Raw genomic sequence first — 3359 nt, 5'->3', positions numbered from 1 at the left:
CTGCCTTATGGGCAAAGCCGGTAATGGGGAGCTGCCAATCGCGATCACCATATTTTCCTGTGTATTGCCGCTCTCGAGCTCTCCATTACAAGTCGCCCGTGCGGCCCCGTTGGGTTGGCCACTGATGGCCGGTCACATACGGAGACGGACATGTTGGAGACGTACTTCTCGGCAGCGAAGATGCTGGGGCATCTGCGCAGTGGGCCGAGCGGGCCCTACCTTGACGGGTTTGCAACGGCGCTGGAGCGGCAGGGCTATGGCCCCGAGACAGCGGTACGCTATTTACGAGCGGCGGCTCACATCGGCCATGTTATGGCCGAGCAGGGCGCGGGCCTGACGGACGTTGATCTCGCCGCGTTCGGCGAGCACCTGCGGACTTGCCGGTGTCCACGCGCCAAAGGCGGCCGGCGCAACCACCACACCATCTACGGTGCCAGGCTCTTTCGTCGGCACCTCGTCGAGCTCGGCCTTTGCCGGTCCACGGCCGTGGGGGCAGCACCCGCTGAGCCGCAGCTGGTCGCCGACTTCAAGACGTGGCTGCGCAAGCATCGCGGCGCATCCGATGGCACCGTCAGGCTCTACGCCCGCGACGCCGCGGCCCTGATGATGGAGCTTCGATCTGACCCGGCCGGCTGGAGACCGAACGATGTCCGCAGTTACTTCCTGGAACGGGCGAGCAATAGCGGGAGTGGCACGATCGAGAAGATGACGACGAGCCTTCGGGCCTTCCTGCGGTACCTCGCGGTCGCAGGCCGTTGTCAGGCAGGTCTCGACGGCACCGTTCCAGCCTACGCTCATTGGCGGCTTGCCGACATGCCCCGGTATCTGTCGACCGAGCAGGTCGACCGGCTGATCGCTGCCTGTGATGGCGACGTCGGTGGACGTCGGCGTGATCGTGCGATCGTACTTTTGTTGGTGCGCCTCGGCCTGCGGGCCGGTGACGTAGCGCAACTGCGTCTCGCGGATATCGAGTGGCAAACGGGATCGCTGCGGGTCTGCGGCAAGTCGCGCTGCGAGGTCCGGCTGCCGCTACCGCAAGACGTCGGGGATGCGATCGCCGCCTACCTCGAATGCCGGCCGTCTACCCACCGGAACGATGTCTTGTTCCTGCGCACGATCGCACCGTACCGGCCATTCCGACGAGGCGACGGCATCTCGTCGGTGGTCAAGCGTATCATGAAGCGGGCCGACATCGTGGCACCGATCAAAGGGGCCCACGCTCTGCGGCACACCGCGGCGACCGAGATGCTGCGCCATGACGTGCCGCTCGACAAAATCGGCCTCGTCCTTCGGCATCGCGGCATCGACACGACTGCCTATTACGCAAAGGCCGACGTCGCGCTGCTGAAGCAGGTTGCTCAGCCGTGGCCGGAGGCGCTGTGATGCTGGACGCCATCGAGACCTATCTCGCGCTCCGCCGCACCACGGGCTTCGCGATGTCGACCGCGGAGTACCTGCTGAAGAGCTTTGCCGCCTTCGCGGCCGGGCGCGGACAAACGTACGTCGAGACAAAAACAGCGATCGACTGGGCCGCACTCGGACCATCCGTCGCGCAACGCGATGCACGGCTCAGAGCCGTCTGTCGCTTCGTACGCCATGTTCAGGTGGAGGACGTCAGGCACGAGCTGCCGCCGGCAAATCACTTCGGCGCCCGCAAGAGGCGTCGCACGCCGCACATCTACACGACAGACGAGATCAGTCGGCTGGTCGAAGCTGCGCTGCGGCTTCGGCCAACGCACGGCTTGCGCTCGCACACGCAAGCGACCTTGATCGCGCTGCTCTCATCCACCGGGCTCAGGATCTCCGAAGCCCTGAAGCTGACGATCGCGGATGTGACCCGCGACGGTCTGCTGATCCGAGAGACCAAGTTCCGCAAGACGCGACTGGTGCCGCTGCACGACACGGCGGTCGCCGGCCTGCAGCGATACCTGGCACGTCGCGGGCCCGGCCCAGACGATGATCCGGTCTTCATCAACAAGCACGGTCGGCCGCTACGCTACATTGCCGTGAAGGAAACCTTCGACAGGCTGGTCGACAAGGCTGGCATCAGATCGACGTCGGCTCGCCGTCCTCGCCTGCACGATCTACGGCACACGTTTGCGGTGCGCGCGCTGCAAGGCAGCCCTACCGGCCGAGGCCGGTGCGGAGCGCACATGGCAGCACTCGCGACCTACATGGGTCACGTCAACATCTATGCGACCTACTGGTATCTCGAGGCCACGCCCGACCTATTGCGCGATGTCGCCATGGCTGGCGAAGCGTTCATGTCCGAAGGGAGGTCAGCATGACGCCGATCGCTCCCCTCATCGAGACGTTCCTGCGCGACACACTCGCTTGCCAGCGGGGCGCCAGCCGGCACACGAGCGACTCCTATGCCTCGAGCTTCCAACTGCTGTTCGTGTTCGCCGCCGACCGGCTCAAGGTCAAACCTTCGGCGCTGACGCTCGAACAGATCGATGCCGGGCTCGTCAGCGCCTTCCTTGAGCATCTTGAGGACGAGCGCAAAAACGCAGCCGTGACGCGCAACGTTCGCCTGGCGGCGATCAAGTCGTTCTTCCGCTTCCTCGAGTACCGGCAGCCGGCGGCGCTCGAGCAGATCCGCCGTGTACTGGCGATCCCGTTCAAGAAAACTGACACGCGCCTGGTGCCCTACCTTCTGCGCGAAGAGCTCCAAGCCGTGCTGGACGCTCCCGATCCGGCGACACGCGATGGCATCCGCGATCGCGCAATGCTGCACGTGGCCGTCTGCGCAGGGCTGCGCGTCTCCGAGCTGACCGGCCTCAAGGTCGATGACATCGACCTGCCTTCGACGAGCATCCGCGTGCTCGGCAAGGGACGCCGGGAGAGGACGCTGCCGTTGTGGAAGCCGGCGGCCGCTGCACTGCGTGCCTGGCTGGCCATCCGCGGGCAGGTTGCGACACCCGAGGTGTTCGTCAACGCCCGTGGTGAGCCGCTGAGCCGATGGGGCTTTGCCTATCTGCTCAGGCAGCACGCCGCGACTGCGGCTCGCAAGCAGCCCGGTCTCGCCAAGAAACGCGTCTCGCCCCACGTGCTCAGGCACACCTGCGCGATGGTCGTTCTGCAAGCGACCGGGGACATCCGGAAGGTGTCGCTGTGGCTGGGCCACGCTACGCTGACGACCACCGAGGTCTATACGCGCGGCGATCCAACCGAGAAGCTCGATGCGATGGAGGCGATCCTGCCGCCTCACCTGCGGCGCGGCGTCTTCCAGCCCACCGACCGGCTGATCGAGCTGCTCAGGCGTACCTCGTAATGGAGAGCGGGGTTGGCGGTGATTGGTGCAGGTGCGCGATCAAATTGCTGCCAGCTCCCCATTACCGGCTTTGCCCATAAGGCAG

The 3359-nt window shown here is 65.5% G+C and carries 3 protein-coding genes; all 3 read left to right on the top strand.

Annotated elements, in window-relative coordinates:
* The first annotated feature begins 150 nt into the window (after positions 1-150).
* From ACWGS9_RS34305 to ACWGS9_RS34295, 3 genes are read left to right on the top strand one after another with little or no spacing between them, the layout of a single operon-like run.
* Positions 151-1383, top strand: a complete 1233-nt coding sequence (locus ACWGS9_RS34305) for a tyrosine-type recombinase/integrase (RefSeq protein ID WP_454509366.1) — start codon at positions 151-153, stop codon at positions 1381-1383.
* The gene (locus ACWGS9_RS34300; protein WP_454509365.1) at positions 1383-2288 is read left to right on the top strand and encodes a tyrosine-type recombinase/integrase; all 906 of its coding nucleotides are present in this window, start codon (positions 1383-1385) and stop codon (positions 2286-2288) included. Before ACWGS9_RS34305 ends, ACWGS9_RS34300 begins: the two co-directional genes overlap by 1 nt.
* Positions 2285-3274, top strand: coding sequence for a tyrosine-type recombinase/integrase (locus ACWGS9_RS34295; protein WP_454509364.1), 990 nt, complete (start codon positions 2285-2287; stop codon positions 3272-3274). The genes ACWGS9_RS34300 and ACWGS9_RS34295 overlap by 4 nt, the downstream gene beginning before the upstream one ends.
* The last annotated feature ends 85 nt before the right edge of the window (positions 3275-3359 follow it).

The sequence above is a fragment of the Mesorhizobium sp. Arg314 genome, assembly GCF_053714275.1.
Note: the sequence above shows the minus strand (reverse complement) of the source record. Positions and strands in the feature narration are given on the sequence as shown.

Excerpts from the sequence above, each read along its gene's own strand:
- ACWGS9_RS34300 (WP_454509365.1), top strand. The coding sequence starts at position 1,383 with ATGCTGGACGCCATCGAGACCTATCTCGCGCTCCGCCGCACCACGGGC.
- ACWGS9_RS34295 (WP_454509364.1), top strand. The coding sequence starts at position 2,285 with ATGACGCCGATCGCTCCCCTCATCGAGACGTTCCTGCGCGACACACTC.
- ACWGS9_RS34305 (WP_454509366.1), top strand. The coding sequence starts at position 151 with ATGTTGGAGACGTACTTCTCGGCAGCGAAGATGCTGGGGCATCTGCGC.